This is a genomic window from Lysinibacillus sp. NPDC096418 (genome assembly GCF_044762775.1).
Lineage (GTDB): Bacteria > Bacillota > Bacilli > Bacillales_A > Planococcaceae > Lysinibacillus.
Genome location: NZ_JBIWEY010000016.1, coordinates 67,970 through 92,131 on the forward strand (window position 1 = coordinate 67,970; position 24,162 = coordinate 92,131).

The window sequence follows — 24,162 nt, forward strand, 5'->3', positions numbered from 1 at the left end:
TGTATGTCCCAAATCAAGGAGTCAAACATTTTATTGATTATCAATCTTCAAGTTAGATGTGTGACAGTGAAAGGTATCATAAGTAATAGTAAACCATAGATTTAACTCTAGAAAAAATCAAGAGGGGAGCTTTGTTTTTTTGTGTGTTTTTAGTGTCTTCTGGACGGACTATTCACTTTTTACTAGTTTTATCGAGCTTTTATCTATCATGTAACAGTTGATATTTTAATCTTTTAACAATTGTGATAGACTAGTATAAGTTTATAATTGATACAAAAAAGTTGTGTGACTGGGTGCATTTTGGCTTGCTGTGATGACTAAGTGGAAGCGCCTACATCTTTTTTGCAAATATAAGGGGATAAGGAAGGTTAAAATGAGCAACAAACATAAAAAAACAGAAGTTATTTTAATTGGTGCGGGAATTATGAGCGCTACTTTGGGAGCAATGCTAAAAGAATTAGCACCAGAATGGAATATCAAAGTGTTTGAGTCGCTTGAAAAAGCTGGGGAAGAAAGCTCTAATGAATGGAATAATGCAGGAACGGGGCATGCTGCACTGTGCGAGTTGAACTACACATCTGAAAAAGCGGATGGCACTGTCGATATTAAAAAAGCGATTAATGTTAATGAACAGTTCCAACTTTCAAAGCAGTTTTGGTCTTACCTTGTAAATAGTAACCTAATCAGTAATCCGCAAGACTTTATCATGCCAATACCACATATTAGTATGGTACAAGGCGAAAGCAATGTAGCCTTTTTAAAGAAACGTTTTGAAGCAATGTCAAAAAATCCGTTGTTCCAAGGCATGGAATTTTCTAATGATCCGGAAACATTGAAACAATGGATTCCGCTTATAATGGAAAACCGTCCAGCTAGTGAAGCAATTGCAGCAACAAAAGTAGACGAAGGTACGGATGTTAACTTCGGTGCTTTAACGCGTATGTTATTTGACCACTTGGCAACTCAAAATGTTGATATTAACTATAAACATACTGTCCAAGCTATTAATCGTACTAAAGAAGACAAGTGGGAACTTAAAGTACACGATATCGATGGCTGTAAAATGGAATATCATACAGCAGATTTCGTATTCCTTGGAGCTGGTGGAGGAAGCCTAGAGTTACTTCAAAAAACAGGTATTCCTGAAGGGAAACACATCGGTGGATTCCCAATCAGCGGACTGTTCCTTGTATGTAACAAACCAGAGATTGCTGAGCAACATCATGCAAAAGTATACGGAAAAGCAAAAGTTGGTGCTCCACCAATGTCTGTTCCGCATCTTGACACTCGTTATATCGATAACAAAAAGTCATTACTATTTGGACCATTCGCTGGTTTCTCACCGAAGTTCTTAAAAACAGGTTCAAATATGGATTTATTCGCTTCTGTAAAACCGCATAATATCACAACATTATTAGCGGCAGGCGTTAAAGAAATGGGCTTAACAAAATATTTAATCCAGCAACTTCTGTTATCAAAAGAGCAGCGTATGGATGAGTTACGTGACTTTATCCCGAACGCAAATATTGATGATTGGGATATTGTAGTCGCTGGTCAACGTGTACAAGTTATTAAAGATACAGAAGCTGGCGGTAAAGGAACGCTTCAGTTCGGAACGGAAGTTGTTAGTGCCGCTGATGGTTCGGTTGCTGCATTACTAGGTGCTTCACCAGGTGCTTCGACTGCTGTTCACGTTATGATTCAAGTAATCAACAAATGCTTCCCGCAACATGTAAAAGAGTGGGAACCAAAATTAAAAGAAATGATACCTTCTTATGGCAAGTCGCTAGCAGAAAACCCAGAGTTATTACAAGAACTGCACACTTCAACATCACAGGTACTTGGTTTAATCGAAAAATAGTCGAAACTTAGTAAATCTTTTAGAAATAAAAGGGATACTGATAAATAGAGAGATAAGATATATAATTTACTTTATGTATTGAGTGAATAAAAAATATCATAGAAAAAATAAAAAGAGGCTGGGACAAAAAGGTTTCAGTTCATGTGGAAAAACGAGATTGCATTATGCAATCTCGTTTTTTGCGTTTGTTTTTGACAATATGCAGTGAAGGATTATCCTCGGACCGCATATTTTCTTAAGTTTACAGCCGTTAATGCGAGACCAATATCGTTTTCAACCTTTGATTCTCCACGAACAGAAAATCGTGTGAAACCTAAATTAGCCTTCAGAAATCCAAAAACAGGTTCAACGTCAATATTACGTTTACGATAAATTGCACCTGTTTTTTCTTCTGAAAGCTTTGCTCTTACATATTCTTTTTGTTGTTCCCACTGTTCCTTAATCATAAGCTTGCGATTTGTACCTTCTCTCGCTTTTGTACATAACTCACGCAATGGACAACCCGTGTGATGGATGAAAGGAGCAAAAGCTTCATTTGGAATACCTTCAACTAAATGGTGGATTGAAAAGGTGATATAATTTTCTTAATATTACGAAAATTATAAGTGCAACTCTACAATAATTAAATTATGTGTAAAAAGTTTTTATATAGAAATTCATAAAAAATCATGACGATAGGGAAGTAAGAAAAATTTGAGATGAACAAGATAGTATATGAAGAGTATAGATGGGGGATGAATATTTTTTTTAATGGCGAAATCAGTACTTAGTAACATAGCAATTACGATATTTGAAGTATCAAAACTGTAGGCAAACTTGTTTCTCTTTGAGTTAGCCTACAGTCTGACAGCATCGTAATTTTTAATACAGTCAATTTATTTAATTTTAAAGTGAGAAATTTGTTTCTTTAAATTTTCGACCATTTCATGCACTTGATTTGATGTACCTAACATTTCTTCCATAAATGCAGATTGCTCTTGCATTGTTGAAGCAATTGTTTGCGTATTTGCTGACGATTGCTCTAAAGACTGAACAGTTGTCTCAGTTGTACCTAACACCTGTTCAGAGCTTGCAGAGATTTGCTCTACTGTTGCAGCGATAGACTGTGTACGAGAACTTATATTTGTAATTAGCGTTAAAATATTTTGGAAAGTTTCCCCAGCCATTCTAATTGAAGCAGTTTCATGATTAATTTCTTCTACGACTTTTGTAATGGCTTCAACTGACTGTGTTGAATCGTTTTGCATCTCAGAAATTAATTGTGCAATATCACTAGCAGACTTCGCAGATTGTTCAGCTAGATGTCTAATTTCATCAGCTACTACAGCAAATCCTTTTCCGTATTCACCGGCACGTGCTGCTTCAATCGCGGCATTTAAGGCAAGGAGATTAATTTGATCTGAAATGCTAGTGATCATGTTTGTAATTTGAGCTACTTCTTTAGAACGTTGATGCATTTGTTCAGTCATCTTCATAGAAGCTTTTGAGGATTCATTAATTGCATCAATACCACGAACAGATTGTTGAATTACGGTGTTTCCGCGTGTTGCTTCTGTAGAAGTTTCCATAGCTTCATCTGATACGGATAGCGTAGATTCTGTTATGGCTAAAATTCCTTCCGAAATCTCTCTAATCGCAGTTTGGTTTTGAATAGCACTACTTGTTATCATTTCATCATTCATGGCAACCTCTTGAACTGCAGCGGACACTTGGTTAGACATTTCTGTAACTTGTCCGATACTATGTGTCAAATCTTTAGATCCGGAAACTACATAATCAGATGTAGAAGATACATGACCAATCATTTCCTTCAGCTGTTTTTGCATATTACTAAAGCTTTCAGTTAGTTGACCAATCTCATCTGTACCTTTCACTTCTATGTCTTTTGTTAAATCACCATTCGCCACCAATTCTGTATTACCTACAAGTTCCTTGATTGGTTTTGCCATTTTATTGGCAATGTAGTACGCGAGAATACTACTTATACCTATTGATGCTACTGAAAGAAGAATGCAAATAAAGGTTAATAAATTCTGTAAATCCACTATAAAGTTGGTACTTTCGTCCAAACCTAAAACAGAATCGGTCCCTTCAATTTGTAAAAATGTTGATTTATGCGCGCCATAATCATCTTCATAAATATCACTAATAACCAATTCTGTAGAATGCAGTGCTGCTTGCTGTTCAGGTGTAAAAGCTAATGGTTGTAGATATTCATTTGCATTAGATAGGAGTAAAATAACCTCTTCATTATTCACTTTACTCATAATATAAACATTTTCTATATTATACTTCTTTTGAAAAGCATTTATTATAGGCAATAAGGTTTCATATGCATCTTTATCAGTTTTAGCTGCAAGTACTAATTCTGGATCAACTTCCTTATTAAGCTGATCCATCTTCACGGTTAAGTTGTTTTCGAATTGAGGAATGATATATTGATTGATTAAATGATTAGACACTAAAAAGATGGTTGTACTAAAAAGAATGCTTATCACAATGATTGGACATAGTACGCTTAACAATATTTTTTTTCTAATAGTCGTTTTCTTTTTAAACAAAATATTACGCTCCTAATGTAATCCTATATTTTATACAAGTGCTAATTCCTTTAATGTAATGTATCGATTTAAGTCTAAATTTAAGATTCGTTTATTTTCTTCTAAGTCAGGTGCTTTATGGAAAATGACAGCAAAAGTAGAGTATTCATTTATTTGCATTGGGCGATAGTCTAAAATTTCACCGAAATTTAGTTTGAATTGTTCATGGTCGACAGAATCTACCATCTTACAGTCAATTGTTGAATCGATTTCTGCACAGCAAAAACTATAAACTGAATCATCCATGTTTTCTATTATGTATTCCCAATTAGGTTGTTGCTGCTTGAAAAAGTATTCATATGCGTTTACACCATATGCATGAACACCTAGTTCATTTGTGCCAATGCCGGCAAATCTTAATGGATTTACTTCTATAGGGATGATTTGACCCTCTTTATTAATGCGAATTTCAAGGTGTATAGGTGCTAATTTTAAATCGAAAAACGATGAAATCGTATTTAAAAACGAATATGTTTTTTCTAATGCCTCTAATAATACTTGTTTACTCGTATAATAGATGCGGTCACTCATATCTTTGTCATGACTAAACAATCTTTTGAAAAGATTTAATATGACTGGTTTTCCGTCTTCTGTGAAATATGCATCGATCGCATACTCATCACCTTCAATTAATTTCTCAATAATAAATGATTGGTTATTAATAACTTCTTGTGGATATTCTGCTCCGGCAATATCCATTTCTTCTTTTAATTGTTGGATAGTAGCGTAATATTCTTCTTCTTCGTCAATACGATGAACACCGATACTCGAATAACCAATAGAAGGTTTTACGATAATTGGATATGGTAAAGTACTTGAGTTTATTTCTTCTAACTCTTTGAATGATGCTTCTTTAAAAAAGAAATCTGTATAATGTTTGCTCAATATTTTTCTAAAGGTTACTTTATTCTTCAAAACATCAGTAACATTCGTTAAATAGTGTGTTGGCATATGGTTACTTAAGATCTGAAGACCATTTTCTGAGTTAAATAAAATTGGGAAATCTCCCTTTTCTAATGCTGTTAATAGATCACCTTCCTTTTTGAAATTAATTCCATTTTCGTTAGGGATGTGAACATTATTAAGTTTTATTACTGGAACTTGAAGGTTTTTTACTGTATCGGCAAGTAAATCCGAGACATATGGTTTATCTAAAATGATCAATTACGACACTCCTGTATTAAGTTTTTCTTTTTATATTAAAAATACGGTTTTTAACCTTTTTTCTCCTTCGTGAATTTATTTTGGTATTACATGAAAAAAACACCGTTTATTATTCTAATATAAATTACCTAAAAAATCTACCTTTATATTATGAGGATTTAGACTGTTATTTCGGATTTCGGATTGTTAATTATGAGTATTTTATCTTATTAAAATGGGTTTTTTTATGAAATTAATTAATTAGAATTAACAAAAAAGTCGTGGGTTTTTACATTTCTATGATTTTTTCTTAATTATTAATAAGTAATAATTTATTGTGAAGCTGGCGTAATAATTATCAGATTATTGGTAATTTTATGACGTTTATGAGTGGTTTTAGAAAGCGCCGATTACTTAGCAGAAGTTTTTTAAAATAAAAAATCTTGAAATGGACAAAATACTTGATGAAGAGTATTGATGAGGTATTCATTTCTTAAATCGATACTTTTTAAGCTATATCAAATTACGAGGAGGAGAGCTATGCCGAATGTAGAAGTGAACTGTACTGTATCCAATTGTGTTTTCCATGCAAAAGGGAATATTTGTGGTGCTGAAAAAATCAAAATTGATATGGATTACCACTCAAATACGAAAAATAATACAGAGTTTGCTTCTGATTTTGATTTTCACAATATGTCTGAAGAAGCCAATCAATCTTCTGATACGTGCTGTAAAACGTTCAAATCTAAAGAAAAAGGCCAATGATAAAAAATTTGCCTTTAAACGTTTGGACTTTTTAGGGTAAAGCGGTAAGTACACCAGAAGGCCAAGGTAGCGCTGTCTTGGCCTCTCTTTACAAAAAGGATGGACATGCTAGTAAATCAGAATGGGGTATTGCTATTTAGAGGATAAAAGAAATACAAAAATGATATCCAAGTTAGATTTTATTAAAAAAAACCTATTTTAAATTAGGGATCTTACATGTAGTTGCATTGAATTGACGAAGAATAGGGATAAATGTTGTGTTTTTGCTATAGGAGTAATGGGATGTAATAAATATTTAGGTCTTTAGTTGCTTTTCTTACTATTTCCTAAAAGAGTAAAGAGTCTATAGTAATGATAAAAATAGGAAAATGTGCTAATAATGCAATCTTTTACAGATGATATTGTATAACAAAAAAAGAATTTACATGATTCTTATAGTATAATATTATAGGCGGAAAAATAGTTCTTCATTTCATAAAAAATGAAATTTTACGATGATTTACAGAGGAACAAAAGTTTCAATTATAAATGATGAGGAAGTACCAGTTTTATGAGAAATCGAAAAATAAGGCTAATTATATTGTTGTCTACGGTATTAATGTTACTGTTTACGAGTTTAAATGTCATTGCTTCTTATGTGAAAATGACAAAAACGGTTGAAGAGTCTATAGCAAATCAAACTCTTGAAGCTGCAATATCCATTTCGTCTGCTTTAGATATTGAAAAATATAAGAAATTTTTGAATGATCCTGTCACAGACGAAAATTATTGGGAATTAAGAGAGTACTTAAATGATGCAAGAGAAAAACTGGGTGCTTTACATGTCTATACATTAGAAATTGATAATCCTAGGGTCTCAAAAGCGATGATAGCAGGAATGCCTAGAGATATAAAAGAGGGTTATATCATAGGTGAGGTTTGTACAGTACCTGCGACTCAGGTCAGCAAAGCTTATGCAGGACATACATATGTAACAGATGTACTTGAGGATCTGAATTATGGCTCTTATCTTTCTGTTGGGGCACCGATAGAGGATGAGACAGGTCAAATTATTGCATACTTAGGTATCGATATTGGTGTCAATACACTGAATGATATCAAAGGGAAAGTTCTGGAAAATAACGCGCTGATACTTGTTTTTAATGGTGTATTTATTTTGTTCGTTATCGTTTCCTTTTTATTTTTACAAAGTTGGTATCAAAAAGAAATGGCAAAAGAGGTTGGCGTAACTGAAGATACGTACCAAGGCGAAATAAAAACGTTGATTACCTCTGTCTCTTCTTTAAGACACGATTTTATCAATCATATTCAAGTGATACACGGATTACTTCAATTGGGGGAAACGAAACAGGCTCAACAATACTTATCATCACTTTCTAAAGAAGTTCAGCCGATTCGATCGCTAAAATTGAATGTAGAACATCCTGGCTTATCGATATTATTGCAAACTAAAAAAATTGCAGCACAAAATAATAATATTGATATAGATTTTACGATTTCTCGTAATTCATTTGAAAAGATAAAAACGACAGATTTAATTAAAGTATTATCGAATTTAATTGATAATGCCATCGATGCAACGATTGAATTACCAGAGGGTGAACGCAAAATAACGATTTGTTGTACAGCAGATGATGCCCGATATGAATTTAAGGTTACGAATACTGGGCCAACAATTGTTGAGAAAGATCAAATATTTAAACAAGGGTTTTCAACAAAGAGCGCAGAGCAAGGAAAGATTAGAGGACAAGGTTTATTTATCGTAAAAGAAATAGTAAGTAAGTATAATGGGGAAATTTCTATAAGTTCGACACAAGATTTAGAGACGACAGCCATTGTGAAAATTCCACTAAAGTAAATAGAAAACGTGTAAGCTTCCTACGAAAAACTGTAGGAAGTTTTATATTGTGAATTTTATTAAAGGATTATTACCCTAATATGTACTTGATTTAAAATGAATTTTATACTAAATAAGTACATATTTCGGTGAAAAACAATATTATAGTATAATACTGTTGTCAGGAAAGTATTTCATGATGAGGCTTTAATAAGTAAATGATTAGTTTAAATAAGATTTTGGTAATCTTTGCGATTATTAAATTTTTTAATAAAAAAGATGAGGAAGTACCAGTATATATGAAAAAACGTAAAGTAAAATTAATTTTAGTATTAGCAACTGTCTTATTATTGTTATTTACAAGTTTAAATATCTTTGCATCTTATGTGAAGATGAAGAAGACGGTTGAGGAGTCTATCGCAAACCAAAGTCTTGAAGCAGCAATATCTATTGCATCAGCAATGGATATAGAAACCTACAAGAAATTTTTGGAAAACCCAGTGAGAAACGAATATTATTGGGAAATAAGAAGATATTTAAATGATGCAAGAGAAAAGTTAGGTGCTTTATATGTATATACATTGAAAATTGATAATCCAAAGATTTCTAAAGCAATGGTAGTAGGGGCCTCTTCAAATGATTATATGTTTGAAGATTATCCAATAGCTGAAGATACTATAATACCAAAAGAACAGATAGGACTAGCTTTTTATACAGGGAGAACATTTGTATCAGGGTCTTTGCAAGATGCAAGATATGGTAATTATTTAACGGTTGGCGCACCTATAAAGGATGAAACTGGGAAGTCGATTGGATACCTTGCTGTTGATATTAGTACCAATACATTGGATGAGATTAAAGGGAAAGTGCTTAAAAATAATATTCTACTATTTGTTTTTAATGGTGTAGTTATTCTAGTTGTAGTAGCCTCTTTTTTAGCTTTGCAAAGATGGTATCAAAAAGAAGTAGCAAAAGAAATAGAAGTTACAGAAGACGTGTACCAAGGCGAAATTAAAACATTAATCACTTCTGTTTCATCTTTAAGACATGATTTCACCAATCATATTCAAGTCTTATATGGTTTAATTCAATTAGGCGAATTTGAACGTGCACAAAAATATATAGAAACGCTCTCTAAAGAAGTTCGGGCAATTGAATCACTAAAATTAAATATAGATCACCCAGGTCTTTCAATATTACTACAAACAAAGAAACTAGCTGCACAAAATTATAATATTGATATGGAATTCACAATTTCTCATGATTCATTCGCTAAAATGAAAACAACGGATTTAATCAAAATACTATCGAATTTAATAGATAACGCCATCGATGCAACGATTGAATTACCAGAAAATGAACGTAAAATAACGATATGTTGCAATGCAGATGATAACCTGTATGAATTTACGATTATGAATACGGGTCCATCTATTGCTGACAAGGATCAAATATTTAAACAAGGTTTTTCAACTAAGAAAGCAGAGCAAGGAAAGATAAGAGGGCAAGGATTATTTATCGTAAGGGAAATTGTACGTAAATATGATGGGGCAATTTCTATTGAATCGACAAATGATTTAGAGACGACAGCCATTGTGAAAATTCCTCTTTAGGACAATTGATGATAAGTTGTAAACTTGATAAAAATCCAGTATACTGTGTTCGATAAAGAAGGCTACATATGACTGAGTTAAAGGGTGAAATAAAGATGACGTTTGAAGAAGTATTACCGCGTTTAAAAGCAGGAGAGAAAGTAATTCGTGACGGTTGGGGCGGAGCTGAGTTGTATGTAAAACTCATTGGTCAGAGTGAACATGAAGGTGAGAACTTGAACCCCTATTTTTTAATAAATGTACGCGGTGAGGGATACACGATGTTCACACCTACTGTTTGTGACTTATTAGCAGAAGATTGGATAATTGTAGACTAATTGAAAAAGCTCATGAGCAATCATGGGCTTTTTTTCATTCAGTAGAGAAATCTATCTCTAGTGGTGGTGAGATGAAATGGGTTTTATCTTGTTTTCTGTGGTCGCCAAACTTAGATTGAATGAAGTTAAAGCCCCCGAGCTTGTCACAGATTTTTTGTGCCGAAAGCGTAGCGGCATGTACAATTACGCCGAGGCGTAATTGATGAGGAGAGGTATTTATGAAATTCGAAGAGTATGTAGGCAAGACAGTATTTATAACGGGAGCTGCATCTGGTATTGGACAGGCGCAAGCTATTGCTTTTTTAGAGAATGGAGCGAATGTATTCGCATTTGATATGGATGAACAGGGATTACTACAGCTAAGCGAACAATATCATCCGCGTTTTGCTTATCGGGTAGGCAGTGTGTGCATCAAAGAGGATGTTGTAAGAGCATTTGAGGAAGCAGTAGCGACATTCACGCAAGTAGATATTTTGCTTAATACGGCAGGTATTTTAGATGGCTTTGCAAAAACGCTTGATACAGATGAGACGCTTTGGGATCGAATCATGAATACGAATGTCAAGGGCACATATTTTGTGACGAATACAATTTTACCGCATATGGTACAACGAAAATCAGGGATCATTGTTAATATGGCGTCGATTGCAGGACTTGTTGCGGGTGGCGGTGGTGCAGCTTATACCGCGTCCAAGCATGCCATCGTAGGTTATACGAAGCAGTTAGACTTAGATTATTGTCGTGACGGGATTCGCGCTAATGCGATTGCACCTGGTGCTATCCAAACGCCGATGAATAAGGCTGATTTTGAAGGTGATGGGGAAATCGCAAAATGGGTGGCAAAGGAAACGCCAGCTGGTCGTTGGGCACAACCAAGTGAAGTGGCGAGTTTAACACTTTATTTGGCGAGTCAAGCAGCTGACTATATGCATGGTGCAATCATCCCGATAGATGGCGGTTGGATTACAAAATAGTTCTGTTAAAAATTGAATTCTTCTGTTATAATGCGCAAGGAAGCAAAATTTGGCTTGCACTACGACACTTCTGTTAGGGCGAAAAGCTCTCTTCCTTTGGTCGTAGTTATTACTAAAATAGCGATTTTGCTATTTTACAAAGGAGAATGAAAATTGGATACGTCTGTTTTTAAAGATTCATCACGTACTTCTGTAAGTGAGCTTACAAAGACTGCGCTTGTTGCAGCTTTGTATGTGGCAGTAACCGTCGTGTTGTCGGTTATTAGTTTTGGTGCTGTACAACTACGTTTATCGGAGATGTTCAACTATTTGGCATTGTATCATAAGCGATATGTAGTTGCAGTGACGCTTGGCGTAGTACTCGCAAATTTTATGTCACCTACTTGGCTACTTGATGTACCAATCGGTGGAATTGCGACATTTCTTGTATTACTACTATGTCGACGTGTAACAAAGAGTATGACAAATGATATTATGAAAATGGTTGTGACCGCATTGATTTTTGCTTTTTCAATGTTCACAGTTGCAGGGCAATTAACCATCCTATACGGTCTTCCATTTTGGGCGACTTGGTTTACAGTTGGGATTGGTGAGCTTTTGTCGATGACTGTTGGTGGGGTGACGATTTTCTTATTAAATAAAAAAATCGATTTATCGAAATGATAGAAAACGCATTTGCTTAGGCAAGTGCGTTTTTTTATTTATAATATTGCAAAAACTAATCTTATTAGTTAAAATGTAAATATAATTAGTTTTAAGGGGTGTTCAAGGGTGAGAATTATAAATGTTGGTTCATTATTTCAATTGTCTTTTATGCCAAGGGTGTTTCCTGTTAATTGTTACTTTGTGGAGGAAGAGAGAGGTCTTACTCTAATCGATGCAGCCTTACCATATAGTGCAAAAAGTATTATCATTGCGGCCAAAAAGATTGGAAAACCGATTACAAAAATGGTGATTACGCACGCACATAATGATCATATAGGGGCGTTAGATACACTAAAAGAATTATTACCAGATAGTCAGGTGTATATATCGGCAAGGGACGCCCTGTTATTGGCTGGAAATACTACTTTGCTACCAGGTGAAAAAAATACACCTATTCGTGGCGGGGTGCCAAAGAATATTAAAACCACACCAGATGTTCTGCTAAAAGAGGGGGACCGTGTTGGCTCTTTAGAAGTGATTGCAACGCCAGGTCATACACCGGGCTCTATTACGCTTTTTGATACAAGCAATCGAAATGTAATTGCAGGAGATGCCTTCACAACAAGAGGGGGGATTTCGGTGTCAGGCATGGTGAATCCATTATTTCCGTTTCCCGCGCTAGTGACATGGGATAAGTGCACAGCTCTTGAAAGCGCAAAAAAAATAAAAGACTATCAACCAAGCTTACTTGCAGTTGGGCACGGAAAGGTGTTAAAACAACCACAGGAACTTTTGAATTTAGCAATCACAAAGGCAGAAATGAAATTTTACAATGAGAATAGGAAGTGACAAAAAGATGGCACGTCGTATGAAATTAGATGTATCAATCATTTTACAAAAGGCAACAGAGTTAGTGGATGAACAAGGGTTAGATCAACTTTCTATAGGCTCTTTAGCAGAAAAATTGGAAGTCCGACCACCTTCATTGTATAACCACCTTGATGGTTTACATGAATTGAAGCAAAAGTTAGCCATTCAAGGAGTAAAAAAACTAAATGAAGCGATGTTACAAGCTGCAGTTGGCCGTTCAGGCGATAATGCCATCTGGGAAATTAGTAAAGCATATCGCCAATTTGTAAGTACACATCCAGGGCTATATGACGCGAGTACTCGCTTTCCAGATGCAAACGATAGCGAATTACAACAGGCTCAGGAATCTGTCGTGCAACTTGTCGTGCAAGTGCTACAAGCCTACAAATTGAAGGAAGAAATGGCGATTCATATGGTCAGAGGATTACGCAGTATTTTACATGGCTTCACTTCTATTGAACAGATGGGGGGATTCGGAATACCACTTGATATCAATGAAAGCTTTTCAATCCTCATAAATACCTTTATTGAGGGTATTCATGCAGTTGCTAATAATGAAGATATATCGAATAGAAGTTAAATATTCGGATGGTTATTCCAATTTTTATCCGTCATAGCTTACCATTTGGGTTAGTCCCCTGATGTTTTACCGTAACGGAGGACTAACCCTTATTTAATTGGCTGTTTTCGAGAAGATTGTTGCTATTCAACTAGACGGGTAGATTGGTTAGGAACGTTTGCAATACAATTAGATATTTATATAAAATATTACCTCGAAATTATGTTTAATTTATTTAGTATAAATTTAAACGCGAGAAGTAAAATCATAAAATGGAGGAAATTCATAATGAATACCACACTTTTATTTCGATCTGTCGGAGGATTCGCGAGTGTTATTTCTGGTTTATTCTTAGGAATCGGACATTTGATTAACTTATTTGGGGAGGCAGATGATGGAACTGTTTTTGGTCAAAGCTTAGTTTTATTTGGCCACTTAGGTCTTAGCTTTGCTTTTATAGGATTATTTGAGGCGCAGGGCAAAAGAAATGGACTGTTGGGTAATCTAGGAATGTTGTTGAGTCTGATTGGTACAACTTGTGTAACGGCAGTTGTATATGTAGAAATAGCAGGTGTTTCTGGGATGAATGTAAATCCTATTTTAAATGAAGGCGTTTCAGGCATTATATATACAGTTGGACCATTGTTTTTCGTTTTAGGTATGATTCTAGTTGGAATTTCGGTGATGAAAGAAAGCATTCTTCCTCGTATGGGTGGATTATGCTTAATAGTAGGAACACTCGTTTTTGCTTTGGCTACTTTTATACCAAGTGCTGAAGGAATCATCACTGTCATTGGAGGAACCATTACAGGTATAGGATTTGTATGGCTGGGAGGATATTTACTTTCTGCTAATGGTAAAAGAGAACTAACTAATCAAACCAAAATGAGCGCGATTGTTTAATAAGCGTCGCTGTTCTTCTTAAAATAATGGGGCTTTTTAGTTAAATTTCTATTCACCAAATATAAAAACAATCTTTTGGAAACAGCCTTTAATTTTTATTGAGTGCCTCTAATTTTGTGGCGATGGCAATAGTCATTTCTTTCGTTACTTTAGGAAGATACGACTTTAGTATCGTATTAACTAGTGGCCCCATTGCGCCGCCAGCAGTGATCTCAAGAAAGCCTGTTATCCTCGTTTTATTTCTATCAATTACTTCTGCAAGGAAATATCCATCGCCTGAAAGTTCCTCATTTAAGCCCTTTAAATTAAAAGTGACCCTAGTTGGTTCAGTCCATTCTTTTATAGTGACCATTAGATTAATCTTTTCTTTTATGAACCCAATGTTACTATAAAATTCCCAAGTGGACTGATTGTTATTAAGTTTTCGATGTTGAATATATCCAGGAATAAGTGGAGCCCAATTATCCATATCCTTTACAAAATCCCAAACATTGTTGATCGGTAACCCCACCTCGACCTGATGTATTCCGCTTGGCATTCGTTTTCCTCCCCATTTCTATAATTAGATCTTCATATATGTATATGTTCATTTGCTCAAAAGGGGAGTTGTCTCTCATGTCCGGCTGAATAACACCCAAATAGTTTCGAATCGTAACTGATTTGAATACTATAAGAGTATAATTAATCATTTGAGGTGAAATATGGATTGTAATCCTTTATGTTATCTTGCCATAGGAGATTCGCTTACGGTTGGTATCGGTGTTCCTTTTTTGGACCCAGGGTATGTTGAACATTACAGAGCTCTGAGTCAGCGAATTTTAAAAAGGCGAATTATTTATAAGAAATACGCAAGATCAGGAGCAACGACGGAGGATGTTTTAACAATGCTTTATTCCCCGATTGTTACGGAAGCTATAAAATGTGCAAATATCATTACGATAACGGCTGGAGGAAATGATTTAATAAACGCTGCTAAAGAGTTTTTAAGAAATAAAGATGAAAAAATTATATCTCAAGCAATTAAACAATTAGAGGATAATTATTCAAAGATACTAGAAAGAATTCACCTTCTAGACAAACAAGATAAATACATTATACGCTTAACAAATTTATACAACCCATTTCCCGAGATACCTTTAGCAGATGAAGGTATTAAAGCGTTTAATTTATTGATGAATGGTTTTAGTCGTAAAATGAATGTTAAAGTAGCTGATATTTATAGTGTATTTAAGGGGAATGAAGAAGCTTTTTTATCGAAAGGAGGGGTTCATCCAAACGGTAAGGGTTATTATCATATGGCATTAGCTTTAAGTAGGCTCGGATATTCCCCGTTAGAAGGCTAAAGACAATTCTAAAAGAAGAAGCTCTCGTCAATGGTGACGAAAGCTTCTTTTTTAATAAATCATGGATAAAATGAATGTCCAAATACAAACAAATGCAAGTAATGCAACACTGTATTTTAACGTCATTTTTGTTAACTCGGATTCTTTACCAGTTTCTCCAACAGCTGCAGTTGCAATGGCGATGGATTGTGGAGAGATTAGCTTAGCCATTACACCACCTGCTGTATTTGCAGATACTAATAAAGCTGAATCGACACCGATAATGCTACCGGCAGTAGCCTGAATAGGGGCAAACAATGTATTGTTGTTTACGACGGATCCAGTCATAAAAACGCCAATCCATCCGAGTATAGGTGATAATAATGGGAAGACTGCTCCAGTAGTTGCTACAGCCTCGCCTAATGCACTTGTTAATCCTGCATATGTCATGAGTTTAGCAATACCGAGAATCGCACATATCATCACAATTGGAATCCAAAATTCCGAAATCGTTCTTCCTAAAAGTTTAAACCCATGGCTAAAGCTAATGGATTCTGTTGTTAATATCGTTGTGATAGCTGCCAATAAAATGGCTGTACCTGTTGCACTTACTAAGTCAATGCTTGAACTTAATGAGGAACCAGGAATGCCAAATGTCAATCTAGTAAAGGCAAGCGCGCCACCTTCTGCAAATAATGCCTTAAATGGCGGTAAACTCCAAATTAAAATGAAAATACTTAACAAATAGAACGGAGACCAGGACTTGATGACGTCACTCGTTGAATGTTGTTCAATTTTAACCTCTTCACCGTTAAGTAAGAAGATGTTCTTCGGCTTCCACTTCTTTAAGAAGAGTGCTAATAAGCCCATCGCTAGTAATGGCGGAATAATATCAGCTAATTCTGGACCTAAGAATACGGTAATAATAGCTTGTGTCACCGTATAAGTAGCAGACACAACAAGAATTGCTGGTAAAGTTTCTTTAATTCCTTTAATCCCGTCAATTAAGAAAATCAGTAAGAACGGTATAGTAAAGTTAATAATCGGTAACGTTAATGCTGTCAGTGCAGAAACATCCATTGCCGTTACGCCACCTTCTAAATTCAATGTACCCGTGATGGCTACTGGAATCCCGATGGCACCAAACGCACCAGCAGCACCGTTTGCAATAAGACACAGCATAGCAGCTTGCAGTGGCTTAAATCCTAAAGATACTAATAGGACTGCACAGATCGCAATTGGAACACCAAAACCTGCAGCACCTTCTAAGAAGGCACTAAAACAGAAGCCTATTAGAAGCAATTGAAGGCGTTGGTCTTGTGAAATCCCGGCAATACTTGCACGTAAGATATCGAACTTCCCTGAATCCACAGAGATCTTATACAACCAAACAGCCATAACAATAATGTAACCAATAGGGAAAATACCCTGAATGGCGCCTTGTATAACACTACCTGTTGATTCGCTCATCGGTAAACTAAATACGAACATGGCGATCAAGAAGGTAACCACTAAATTCAATAAAGCTGCATAAACACCCTTCATTTTAAAAATCGTCAAACATAGAAGAAATAAAATAATGGGAATTGCTGCGACCAGTGAAGAAAGTAATAATTTATTGAATGGATCGTAAGTTTCTACTAACATGATGACTAGCTCCTTTGTTAGATAACCCTACTCCATTTTGAAATTACTTCCAAAACGGGGATTGAATTTCTTTCAATGTTTTAACAGAATGATCTAACTTCGCTTTTTCTTCATCACTTAGAGGAAGTTCAACGATGCTCTTTCTTCCTGAACGATTAATGATTGTAGGAACACCAACATATACATCGTTGTGACCATATTCTCCTTCTAATAATGAGCCAACAGGTAAAACAACTTCTTCATTTCGTAAGATAGCTTTCGTAATTCGAGCAAGACCCATTGCAATACCATAGTAAGTAGCACCTTTTGCCTCAATAATTTCGTAAGCTGCATCACGAACTTGAACAAAGATTTCATTTTTTTGTTCTTCAGATAACTCAGATTCTATGCGTTTACCTGAAATGTTAGCGCTGCTCCAAACAGGAAGTTCTGAGTCACCGTGTTCCCCAATGATGTATGCATGAACGCTAGATGGTGCTACACCAAATTCTTCACTAAGTAGGTAACGGAAACGTGCAGAGTCTAAAATTGTACCCGAACCGATTACTCTTTCTTTTGGTAAGCCAGAGTATTTCCATGTTGCATGAGCTAAAATATCTACTGGGTTAGAAGCAACTAAGAAAATACCGTCGAATCCAGAAGCCATAATGCTATCTACAATTGATTTGAAAATTTTAAGGTTTTTGCCTACAAGGTCAAGGCGAGTTTCACCTGGTTTTTGTGCTGCACCTGCACAAATAACAACGATTGCAGCATCTTTACAATCATTGTAATCACCATAAGTAATTTTTTGAGGGATTGGCGCATACACAAGACCATGATTTAAGTCCATTGCATCTGCTTTTGTTTTTGCTTGGTTAATATCTACAAGTACTAATTCTTCGCAAATTCCTTGGTTAATTAAAGAGTAAGCATAACTTGACCCTACAGCTCCTGCACCAACTAATACAACTTTATTTCCACCTGATAAACTCATCTTAATATGCCTCCAGTTCAATTTTTATAATCCATAAAAGGAATTTCAGAAACGACTAAACATAGTTTGACACTGATTTTTAGGAATATACGCTCTACTAAATGGAGCATTATTTCCACATATGCCAAGTTCTTAATTGAATGACGCAACACTTATTGTATGTAAGTGTTGATTCTGTATCATTTTTTTTAAATAGGTTGAATAAAAAAGGTTCTAGATTAAGGTGTTTATTTCCTTGGAATCATGACTATGCTATTTTCCAAGGAAAAAATAGACAACTTATGTTTGACCGGTCAACATGTATGTTAGGTTGTCTAATTTATGAATATAAAATAGCACAGGTTTATTTTGTTTTTCAAACCAAATTTGTGATTTGTAATAAATAATTCAGATTTTTCTTAGATAATGTTGAAAAATGTTCAAAAGTTATCCTATTAGCTTAAAGGCACGGCTATACAAAAATCAATCTGTAATATAATAAATTGCAACATATTTCACTCGATTTAGGCCAAGCAAATGACATGTAATAGTTGATGTATGGAAACGAAATTTCATTGGGAAGTTAGAGTTTCTACCTATTTAAATAACATCAAATAAAACAGGCTTGCATAGTTTGAGCGGTATGTATTAGATTATTCATTAGACGAAGAATTAAAATAGATTGAACAGATGGGATTGGAAATGATGACAAAAACAATTGTACAAAAATTGAACTTAAATAAATTTGAGAAAGCTGCCGTATTACATTTACCACCTGGCACGGATTATTTAGCAGAGTTACATGAATATGACACAGAATTTACAGATGGCCCTTACGATTTGATATTTGCGTTTGTATTAGATATGGATTCATTAAAAGTGCTAGTCAAAGAGGTGATCGACAATAACTATCTTAATAAAAATGGCTATATCTTTTTAGCGTATCCGAAAAAGGGCAATAAGGTATATCCGACTTTTATTCATCGTGATGATCTATTAAAAGGGTTAGGTGCAGATGAAGCGGGTTATGTAGGTACGAGTACTATTAAATTTGCCCGTATGGTTGGCTTAGATGATACTTTCACGGTTGTTGGCCTTAAGGAAGATTCCAAAAATAAGAATAAAGTATCGACTAAAGCAAGCCAAAATGTGGATGATTATATTGCATTGATTCCTGAAATTGAAAATGATTTACATAATACGCCTGATTTACTTGTGTTCTATCAATCCTTAACACCTGGATATCGAAAAGACTGGGCTCGATATGTCTATAGTGCCAAACAGGAGGCCACTAAAGAAAAACGTCGTGAGGAAATGAAAGTAATTTTAGGCGCAGGTTATAAAAGTAGGGAGCTATATAGAAAAGATAATCAATAAAACCTATCAAATATGTGATTAGGTTGTAAACTGCTAATAATCTATTCATTTTATTAGTCGTATGCAGTGAGCATCTCGGAGCTGACATTAATCCATTACTTTAACAAGTTATGCTGAGAGTTGGTTAATCGGCATACTTGGGAACGTACTTTCGTTTGATAGATAATTGAAAATGCTAAGCATTCACAAATGAAAATTTCATTGTGAATGCTTTTTTTCTTTATATAGGTTAGTAACCTTAAGTCGGGGATGTATTTGGTTAAAGAGCATAACACTATTAGAATGCTTGTTAATTGAAGTTGTGGCAGGACGGACGCCTCCTGAGAAGCGCTTAGCCGGAACGGAAAACAACTCCAAGTAAGGGTGATGAACCTTTATGTAGAAAAAACAGGGTTTTTCGAGAGGTTTTTTTGACGGAAATGTGAAAGGGTTTTCAATTTAATGCGAAAAACTAGCAAATAGGTTTGAAAAACGAAATGCACCTGTGGTATTTTATATACATATCAATTAGACAACTTATTATACAACTTGACCGGTCGGACATTTAGTTGTCTATTTTTTCCTTATAATAAGAAAACGTATTCATAACTATAAGGAAATAGAGCACCTTAATGTAGAACCTACTTTATGAAACCTATTTTAAAAGGAGACTTATACGATGAGCACAAATCACAAAGAAACACCACACATTAAACCTAATGGGGTAGAAATTGCAGAAACAATCCTATTACCAGGGGATCCACTACGCGCTAAATTTATCGCTGAGAACTTTTTAGAGGATGTTGTACAATTCAATGAAGTTCGCGGCATGCTTGGATATACAGGTACTTTTAAAGGTAAAAAAATCTCAGTAATGGGTACAGGTATGGGTACTGCAAGTATGGGTATCTACTCATGGGAATTAATCAATGTGTTTGGGGTTAAAAACTTAATTCGTATCGGGTCTGCAGGTTCAATTCAAGACGATCTGAACTTATATGACATTGTGTTTGCAATGGGTTCATCAACAGATGCAAACTACGCACACCAATACAACCTACCTGGACACTATTCAATCACTGCATCATATGAATTATTAGAAAAAGCTAAGAAAGTTGCAGATGAAAAAGGCTATCCAGTTCGTATTGGTAATGTTCTTTCTAGTGACGTTTTCTACAATGCTGATTCAACAGCAATGGAAAGATGGAGTAAAATGGGCGTTTTATGCGCGGAAATGGAATCTGCTGCACTTTACATGAATGCTGCGCAAGCAGGTGTAAATGCACTTTGTATCTTAACAATCAGTGACCATATCTTTAAACATGAGAAAACGACTCAATTAGAAAGACAAACAGCATTTACGAAAATGATGGAAATCGCTTTAGAGCTTGCTGAATAAATAAGCTCTATCAACCTATAAAGTCTGTGGGGAAAAGGAAGTTGTTTAATTTCCCTCACCCCCAGACTATTTTTATGCCTAAAATCAAAGTACAAGAAGGAGATTTTTATAATGGAAGCAACAACTAAGAATGAAGCTCAAAACTTCGATGCAAAAAAAGCAGTACCAGTTATTTTGTTTTTCTTCCTATTCGCTTTAATTATTGATAACTCGTTTAAATTAGTATCTGTAGACATCGCAAAAGACCTTGGAATTTCGGCAACTACAGTTAGTTGGCAAGCAACTTTAGCTGGTCTAGTAATTGGTATTGGTGCAGTAGTTTACGCTTCGTTAGCTGACTCTATTAATATCCGTACACTTTTAAGTGCAGGTGTTATTTTCATAGTAGTCGGGTCGATAATTGGCTATCTTTTTAGAGACAATTTTGCAATGATTCTTTTTGGACGTATTATTCAAACAGCTGGTTTAGCATCTGCTGAAACATTGTATGTTATTTACGTTACGAAACACTTACCTAAAGAGGAACAAAAGAAGTTCTTAGGATTAAGTACAAGTAGTTATGCAATGTCACTGTTAATTGGTTCTTTAACAGGTGGATTTATTTCTACTTACTTACACTGGACAACTTTATTCTTAATTGCTTTATTAGCAATCGCTATCCTTCCATTTATCTTGAAGTTATTACCGAAGGAAAAATCTACGAAGACTCATGTTGATGTAATTGGGTTGTTTTTAATCGCAACAATTGCTACAACAATTATGCTGTATATTTCGAATTTTAACTGGCTTTACCTAATCGGTTTTGCGATTGCAATTGGCCTATTCTTAGTTTATATCAGTAAGAGCTCAAAAGCTTTAATTGATATGACTTTCTTCAAAAATAAGCGTTTCATTAGTACGTTACCGATTGTATTTATCGTTTATTCAATACAATTAGGATACATCTTTGTTTTCCCATTTATTTTAGATGAAATCTACAGTTTAAAACTTGATATGATTTCCTTGTTATTAATACCAGGATATATTGCAGCAATTATTATTGGTGCCCTTTCTGGTAAAATTGCTAAATTCTTCAACAGTAGACAAGCAACTCTTGTTGCATTAGGTGGTATCGCACTTGCTCTGTTCATCCCAGGACTATTTACTGAGAGCACTGTTGTTGTGTTTGTACTCTCTATGATTGTATTCTCAGGTTCATTTGCCTTTATGTATGCGCCACTACTTGATACTTGTATTGGTACTATTCCTAAAGAAAAAACAGGAACAGCAATCGGTTTTTACAATTTAGTTATCAATGTATCTGCTTCTATCGGTATCGCATACACTGCAGCTATGCTTGATTCTTTTGAAATATCGAATATATTAATTATCCTTTCAGTTATTGTTGGTCTTACTCTAATATTATTCTGGTTCTTATCGGGTAAATTTGAAAAAGAAGCTAACTAAAGGTATCTAGGAAAATGTGTCGCAGATAAAAATCTGCGGCACATTTTTTGAAATAAGTATGAGTAAAGCGGAGATTTTGAAAGTTTAAAATGCATGTTATAATACATAGTAAGGAATTAACTAGATAATGGTCCATGATCTGAAAATAATATAGGTGTGTGAGAAGATGGAATACAAAATTGCTAAGGAGCAAGAAAGAAAAAAACCATTATATATTACTGTGTATGATCAATTATATAAAATGATAATGAATGGTACATTTGCGGGGGATAGTAAATTGCCGTCGGAACCCGATTTAGCGAAAATGTGCGGAGTCAGTAGAATGACATTAAGACAAGCACTTTCACTTTTACAAGACGATGGATTGTTGAAAAGGATACATGGTAAAGGGAATTTCATTACAAGAACACCTGCGAAAACGCCAAAAATTGGTCTTGAGAAAATAGGAAATCCTATGTATAAATCACATGCAAAACAAATTGATGATGTTGAGATGAATTTTAGAATTGACTTGGAAAGTGACTATACTCAGCAAGTATTAGGTCGGAAGGCTGCAGCAGTTGTTGCCTTTGAGCGATGGTATAAGAGTGCAGGTGAAGTTGTAGGATACTCCTTTACCTTTATGGCCATTGAAGCAGTAACTGAATTGGATTTAAATTTACAAGAAAATGATCAATTGTTAGAAATGCTTGAAAGTCGAATATATGAACTTGCCAATAGAGCAGCTATCGAAATCAAGCATTCAACCTCAACGATTTCTTCACTCCAGAAATATCAGGTAGCTGGGGGAAAAGATTGTGATTTATTACTAGAAAGTGTGTTTATCCATGAGGATTATCCATTAGTCTATAATAAATACTATATTCCTAGAGAATTTAGTCTTTTAACAATCAATGCTGTACGGTAGAGTTTATTGTTGGAGCAGGGATTCTTGTATAGCGGAGACGTAAAATGAATTTAGTTGGATTGAATATGGTACTATAAGAAAAACACCAGTTATGAAGGAGATTTTTGAGTGGAAAATTTACAATCGATTGAGCAATTTGAAGTACTAAAAAAAGGTGAAAATACGATATTTGTTTTTTCAGCAGATTGGTGTGTAGATTGTCGTGTTATCGATCCGATTTTACCTTCGATAGAAGAGAATTATGCTGATTATCATTTTGTTAAGATTGACCGTGATGAATTCATTGATTTATGTGTTGAATTAGATGTATATGGTATACCAAGCTTTATTGCATACGATAAAGGAAATGAAGTTGGCAGATTTGTTAGTAGGGACCGCAAAACACAGCAAGAGATCGAAGCTTTTATTGATGGATTAAAAGCATAATTTATTGAGATGTCTGATCTCACCTCTAAGATTCAAAAGAGGTGAGATTTTTTTAGTTAGTTATGTTAATTTCATTCGTCGGATTCTTCATTAAGAAGTATTGCATTATATTTTTCTACTATCGAAACAGTTTAGTTGAATAAAAAGAAGTAGAGGAGTATTTTAAATAGGTAGACCAAAAGGAATTATAAATTCATTGCTATATTGAATGAATATTTGGAATATATTGCGTGAAGGAAGGCGGAATAAAGTTTTGACAGGAATCGATTTTTTAGGCTTACCCATTCTAGGTGGCTTATTACTTCTTTTATTAAGTTTCATCTACGTAATGATTGCTGGAGTATTAAGAAATAAAAAAGAAAAGTAATTGTGGAAAATCATACTTTAACTAACGGAAAGCGTTGCTACAATCAGTAGAAACGCTTTTTTATGTGCGCCCAGCATGGGTGTAGTCTATAGGGTGCAAGTCCCGAACTGTGAAGGCAGAAGTAATAGTTAGCTTAACGCAAGGGTGTTCGCGGCGACGCGGAATCTGAAGGAAGCGAGCGGCAAACCTCCGGTCTGAGGAACACGAACTTCATAGAAGGCTATGTACGACTGGGTGAGTTTGCATAACA

Annotated in this window: 22 protein-coding genes and 1 pseudogene; 17 read left to right on the plus strand and 6 right to left on the minus strand. The window is 34.9% G+C overall.

Annotated features, from left to right (window positions below):
* Positions 1 to 313: 313 nt before the first annotated feature.
* Positions 314 to 1,861 carry a malate dehydrogenase (quinone) gene (mqo, locus tag ACIQZG_RS13485; RefSeq protein ID WP_402755782.1) on the plus strand — a complete coding sequence of 516 codons (1,548 nt, stop codon included), beginning with the start codon at positions 314 to 316 and terminating at the stop codon, positions 1,859 to 1,861.
* A gap of 212 nt (positions 1,862 to 2,073) precedes the next feature.
* Here mqo and ACIQZG_RS13490 read toward each other — a convergent pair.
* The 3 genes and pseudogenes from ACIQZG_RS13490 to ACIQZG_RS13500 form a co-directional block, all read right to left on the minus strand.
* A pseudogene (locus tag ACIQZG_RS13490) lies at positions 2,074 to 2,367 on the minus strand (transposase); the annotation flags it as partial.
* 369 nt (positions 2,368 to 2,736) lie between these two features.
* The gene (locus ACIQZG_RS13495) at positions 2,737 to 4,323 is read right to left on the minus strand and encodes a methyl-accepting chemotaxis protein (protein WP_402755784.1); all 1,587 of its coding nucleotides are present in this window, start codon (positions 4,321 to 4,323) and stop codon (positions 2,737 to 2,739) included.
* A gap of 129 nt (positions 4,324 to 4,452) precedes the next feature.
* Positions 4,453 to 5,625, minus strand: a complete 1,173-nt coding sequence (locus ACIQZG_RS13500; RefSeq protein WP_402755786.1) for an ATP-grasp domain-containing protein — start codon at positions 5,623 to 5,625, stop codon at positions 4,453 to 4,455.
* A 519-nt stretch (positions 5,626 to 6,144) separates the two neighbouring features.
* Between ACIQZG_RS13500 and ACIQZG_RS13505 the strand changes: the two genes are divergently transcribed.
* The 9 genes from ACIQZG_RS13505 to ACIQZG_RS13545 all read left to right on the plus strand — a co-directional run bounded on the left by ACIQZG_RS13505 (position 6,145) and on the right by ACIQZG_RS13545 (position 14,087).
* Entirely contained in the window at positions 6,145 to 6,369 is a 225-nt protein-coding gene (locus ACIQZG_RS13505) for a DUF1540 domain-containing protein (protein ID WP_402755788.1), read from the plus strand.
* A 550-nt stretch (positions 6,370 to 6,919) separates the two neighbouring features.
* The gene (locus ACIQZG_RS13510; RefSeq protein WP_402755789.1) at positions 6,920 to 8,227 is read left to right on the plus strand and encodes a sensor histidine kinase; all 1,308 of its coding nucleotides are present in this window, start codon (positions 6,920 to 6,922) and stop codon (positions 8,225 to 8,227) included.
* A gap of 278 nt (positions 8,228 to 8,505) precedes the next feature.
* Positions 8,506 to 9,819 carry a GHKL domain-containing protein gene (locus ACIQZG_RS13515; protein ID WP_402755820.1) on the plus strand — a complete coding sequence of 438 codons (1,314 nt, stop codon included), beginning with the start codon at positions 8,506 to 8,508 and terminating at the stop codon, positions 9,817 to 9,819.
* A gap of 95 nt (positions 9,820 to 9,914) precedes the next feature.
* Positions 9,915 to 10,136 (plus strand): DUF2829 domain-containing protein, encoded by a 222-nt coding sequence (locus tag ACIQZG_RS13520; protein WP_402755821.1) that lies wholly within the window; start codon positions 9,915 to 9,917, stop codon positions 10,134 to 10,136.
* 218 nt (positions 10,137 to 10,354) lie between these two features.
* Entirely contained in the window at positions 10,355 to 11,110 is a 756-nt protein-coding gene (locus ACIQZG_RS13525; RefSeq protein ID WP_402755791.1) for a 3-oxoacyl-ACP reductase, read from the plus strand.
* 153 nt (positions 11,111 to 11,263) lie between these two features.
* Positions 11,264 to 11,773, plus strand: a complete 510-nt coding sequence (locus tag ACIQZG_RS13530) for a QueT transporter family protein (RefSeq protein ID WP_402755793.1) — start codon at positions 11,264 to 11,266, stop codon at positions 11,771 to 11,773.
* A 108-nt stretch (positions 11,774 to 11,881) separates the two neighbouring features.
* Positions 11,882 to 12,604: an MBL fold metallo-hydrolase gene (locus ACIQZG_RS13535; protein ID WP_402755795.1), complete on the plus strand. Its 723-nt coding sequence runs from the start codon at positions 11,882 to 11,884 to the stop codon at positions 12,602 to 12,604.
* Complete coding sequence (locus tag ACIQZG_RS13540; RefSeq protein ID WP_402755797.1) at positions 12,588 to 13,205, plus strand: TetR/AcrR family transcriptional regulator; 618 nt, start codon at positions 12,588 to 12,590, stop codon at positions 13,203 to 13,205. The genes ACIQZG_RS13535 and ACIQZG_RS13540 overlap by 17 nt, the downstream gene beginning before the upstream one ends.
* A 267-nt stretch (positions 13,206 to 13,472) precedes the next feature.
* Entirely contained in the window at positions 13,473 to 14,087 is a 615-nt protein-coding gene (locus ACIQZG_RS13545; protein ID WP_402755799.1) for a hypothetical protein, read from the plus strand.
* A gap of 88 nt (positions 14,088 to 14,175) precedes the next feature.
* Here the strand turns inward: ACIQZG_RS13545 and ACIQZG_RS13550 are convergent, their stop codons facing one another.
* Positions 14,176 to 14,625: an SRPBCC family protein gene (locus ACIQZG_RS13550; protein ID WP_402755801.1), complete on the minus strand. Its 450-nt coding sequence runs from the start codon at positions 14,623 to 14,625 to the stop codon at positions 14,176 to 14,178.
* 163 nt (positions 14,626 to 14,788) lie between these two features.
* Between ACIQZG_RS13550 and ACIQZG_RS13555 the strand changes: the two genes are divergently transcribed.
* Positions 14,789 to 15,430 (plus strand): GDSL-type esterase/lipase family protein, encoded by a 642-nt coding sequence (locus tag ACIQZG_RS13555; protein WP_402755803.1) that lies wholly within the window; start codon positions 14,789 to 14,791, stop codon positions 15,428 to 15,430.
* Between the two features lie 51 nt (positions 15,431 to 15,481).
* Here ACIQZG_RS13555 and ACIQZG_RS13560 read toward each other — a convergent pair whose 3' ends face one another.
* A complete protein-coding gene (locus tag ACIQZG_RS13560; protein ID WP_402755805.1) occupies positions 15,482 to 17,056 on the minus strand; it encodes an L-lactate permease in 1,575 nt (524 codons plus the stop codon).
* Between the two features lie 43 nt (positions 17,057 to 17,099).
* Positions 17,100 to 18,032: an L-lactate dehydrogenase gene (locus ACIQZG_RS13565; protein WP_402755807.1), complete on the minus strand. Its 933-nt coding sequence runs from the start codon at positions 18,030 to 18,032 to the stop codon at positions 17,100 to 17,102.
* A gap of 681 nt (positions 18,033 to 18,713) precedes the next feature.
* Here ACIQZG_RS13565 and ACIQZG_RS13570 point away from each other — a divergent pair.
* The 6 genes from ACIQZG_RS13570 to ACIQZG_RS13595 all read left to right on the plus strand — a co-directional run bounded on the left by ACIQZG_RS13570 (position 18,714) and on the right by ACIQZG_RS13595 (position 23,912).
* Complete coding sequence (locus ACIQZG_RS13570) at positions 18,714 to 19,388, plus strand: YdeI/OmpD-associated family protein (RefSeq protein WP_402755809.1); 675 nt, start codon at positions 18,714 to 18,716, stop codon at positions 19,386 to 19,388.
* Between the two features lie 658 nt (positions 19,389 to 20,046).
* Positions 20,047 to 20,766 carry a purine-nucleoside phosphorylase gene (gene deoD, locus ACIQZG_RS13575; RefSeq protein ID WP_402755811.1) on the plus strand — a complete coding sequence of 240 codons (720 nt, stop codon included), beginning with the start codon at positions 20,047 to 20,049 and terminating at the stop codon, positions 20,764 to 20,766.
* Positions 20,767 to 20,877: 111 nt separating this feature from the next.
* Positions 20,878 to 22,212 (plus strand): MFS transporter, encoded by a 1,335-nt coding sequence (locus ACIQZG_RS13580; RefSeq protein WP_402755812.1) that lies wholly within the window; start codon positions 20,878 to 20,880, stop codon positions 22,210 to 22,212.
* 166 nt (positions 22,213 to 22,378) lie between these two features.
* Entirely contained in the window at positions 22,379 to 23,119 is a 741-nt protein-coding gene (locus ACIQZG_RS13585) for a GntR family transcriptional regulator (RefSeq protein ID WP_402755814.1), read from the plus strand.
* Positions 23,120 to 23,227: 108 nt separating this feature from the next.
* Positions 23,228 to 23,545, plus strand: coding sequence for a thioredoxin family protein (locus ACIQZG_RS13590; RefSeq protein WP_402755815.1), 318 nt, complete (start codon positions 23,228 to 23,230; stop codon positions 23,543 to 23,545).
* A gap of 208 nt (positions 23,546 to 23,753) precedes the next feature.
* Positions 23,754 to 23,912, plus strand: a complete 159-nt coding sequence (locus ACIQZG_RS13595) for a hypothetical protein (RefSeq protein WP_402755816.1) — start codon at positions 23,754 to 23,756, stop codon at positions 23,910 to 23,912.
* The last annotated feature ends 250 nt before the right edge of the window (positions 23,913 to 24,162 follow it).

Coding starts and splice junctions, on each gene's coding strand:
- mqo (WP_402755782.1), top strand. CDS start 314: ATGACTAAGTGGAAGCGCCTACATCTTTTTTGCAAATATAAGGGGATA.
- ACIQZG_RS13585 (WP_402755814.1), top strand. CDS start 22,379: ATGGAATACAAAATTGCTAAGGAGCAAGAAAGAAAAAAACCATTATAT.
- ACIQZG_RS13570 (WP_402755809.1), top strand. CDS start 18,714: ATGATGACAAAAACAATTGTACAAAAATTGAACTTAAATAAATTTGAG.
- ACIQZG_RS13550 (WP_402755801.1), bottom strand. CDS start 14,625: ATGCCAAGCGGAATACATCAGGTCGAGGTGGGGTTACCGATCAACAAT.
- ACIQZG_RS13505 (WP_402755788.1), top strand. CDS start 6,145: ATGCCGAATGTAGAAGTGAACTGTACTGTATCCAATTGTGTTTTCCAT.
- deoD (WP_402755811.1), top strand. CDS start 20,047: ATGAGCACAAATCACAAAGAAACACCACACATTAAACCTAATGGGGTA.
- ACIQZG_RS13580 (WP_402755812.1), top strand. CDS start 20,878: ATGGAAGCAACAACTAAGAATGAAGCTCAAAACTTCGATGCAAAAAAA.
- ACIQZG_RS13595 (WP_402755816.1), top strand. CDS start 23,754: ATGAATATTTGGAATATATTGCGTGAAGGAAGGCGGAATAAAGTTTTG.
- ACIQZG_RS13515 (WP_402755820.1), top strand. CDS start 8,506: ATGAAAAAACGTAAAGTAAAATTAATTTTAGTATTAGCAACTGTCTTA.
- ACIQZG_RS13540 (WP_402755797.1), top strand. CDS start 12,588: ATGAGAATAGGAAGTGACAAAAAGATGGCACGTCGTATGAAATTAGAT.
- ACIQZG_RS13525 (WP_402755791.1), top strand. CDS start 10,355: ATGAAATTCGAAGAGTATGTAGGCAAGACAGTATTTATAACGGGAGCT.
- ACIQZG_RS13545 (WP_402755799.1), top strand. CDS start 13,473: ATGAATACCACACTTTTATTTCGATCTGTCGGAGGATTCGCGAGTGTT.
- ACIQZG_RS13555 (WP_402755803.1), top strand. CDS start 14,789: ATGGATTGTAATCCTTTATGTTATCTTGCCATAGGAGATTCGCTTACG.
- ACIQZG_RS13565 (WP_402755807.1), bottom strand. CDS start 18,032: ATGAGTTTATCAGGTGGAAATAAAGTTGTATTAGTTGGTGCAGGAGCT.
- ACIQZG_RS13520 (WP_402755821.1), top strand. CDS start 9,915: ATGACGTTTGAAGAAGTATTACCGCGTTTAAAAGCAGGAGAGAAAGTA.
- ACIQZG_RS13560 (WP_402755805.1), bottom strand. CDS start 17,056: ATGTTAGTAGAAACTTACGATCCATTCAATAAATTATTACTTTCTTCA.
- ACIQZG_RS13510 (WP_402755789.1), top strand. CDS start 6,920: ATGAGAAATCGAAAAATAAGGCTAATTATATTGTTGTCTACGGTATTA.